This window comes from Flavobacterium sp., assembly GCF_027531705.1.
GTDB lineage: Bacteria > Bacteroidota > Bacteroidia > Flavobacteriales > Flavobacteriaceae > Flavobacterium.
In genome coordinates, this window is sequence record NZ_JAPZSP010000050.1 from 1 (window position 1) to 1,034 (window position 1,034).

2 protein-coding genes are annotated in these 1,034 nt (G+C 28.3%); one reads left to right on the plus strand and one right to left on the minus strand.

The window, feature by feature from the left end; genetic code table 11:
- Nucleotides 1-123: T9SS type A sorting domain-containing protein (locus O9267_RS14605; RefSeq protein WP_366522010.1), on the plus strand; the 123-nt coding region annotated here is incomplete at its 5' end.
- A 96-nt stretch (nt 124-219) separates the two neighbouring features.
- On the opposite strand, the gene O9267_RS14445 is transcribed toward O9267_RS14605, so the two are convergent.
- The coding region (locus O9267_RS14445) for an AAA family ATPase (protein ID WP_298180809.1) at nt 220-1,034 on the minus strand (815 nt) is incomplete at its 5' end.

The following is a 1,034-nucleotide window of genomic DNA, read 5'->3' on the forward strand; positions in this document are numbered from 1 at the left end:
GAAAAACATTCTACTAACTTAACTAATGAATCTATTGATTTGAGTAATCAAGCTAGTGGAATGTATTTTGTTGATGTTATTGATAATGGAAAAGAGGTTTGGTTTAAGGTTGTGAAGGAATAAATGAAATTAGCGAAATGAAGCAAACAAATAATTGATGCTAGGAATACTTGGACTAGGAGCAATTTTTGTGCAGGTGAATGAGATAATTAAAATAAATTATGACACAATCATTTTTTTATTTATTGCATCACAAAGAGAAGAATAGTGTTGTTCATCTTTACTTAATAATGTAAATACATCTTCTGTTAATTCAGGTAATTTTAAAATTAATTCATCGTGTTTTGTTGCTTTTTCAAAGGTTGTGAAATGTGAAAAATGATGTAAAATTTTTAATTCGTTGACATCACCGACAAGTTCCCTTATTCTGCTATCAATCTCACCATTGTTTCCTGGCAGTTTTATTAATGTATAAATTTCTAAAAACCTACGAACAGCATTTGGCATTAGCACATAATGTGGATTTTCTTCACTACAATTTGATTCAAAAAAGTCGTAAATTATAGAGAATAAATAGATATATTCAGATTTATAACTAGTTAACGAAGCAGGCATTTTTACTATTGTCGATGTATCAATTGTTTCTTTTTTTATTAAAAAAGAAAAACAAGATTGAGCTTCAGATTTTTTACCGTCAGCATTTTCTATTTTCTTTTTCCGCTTAATATTATTAGCGTCCCTTAAGAAAGAATAAAACTCAAAATTATGGGTTGAAATAAATAGTTGTTTAAAACAATCAACTACTTTTTCAGGTTTATCCGTTTGTACTCCTTTTCTAAAGAAAAATGAATTTATTAGGGAAGATACTTGAGCTATATGGTTTGCATCAAGACTAGATATTGGATCGTCAATAAATATTATAGTATCAAGTAATTTACCATCGTTATGCAAACTATTTAACAAAACCATGAAGTGTGAGAATGCTATAGCAGTTTTTTCGCCTTCACTTAAGTTTTTTGCAATAGTTTCACCAC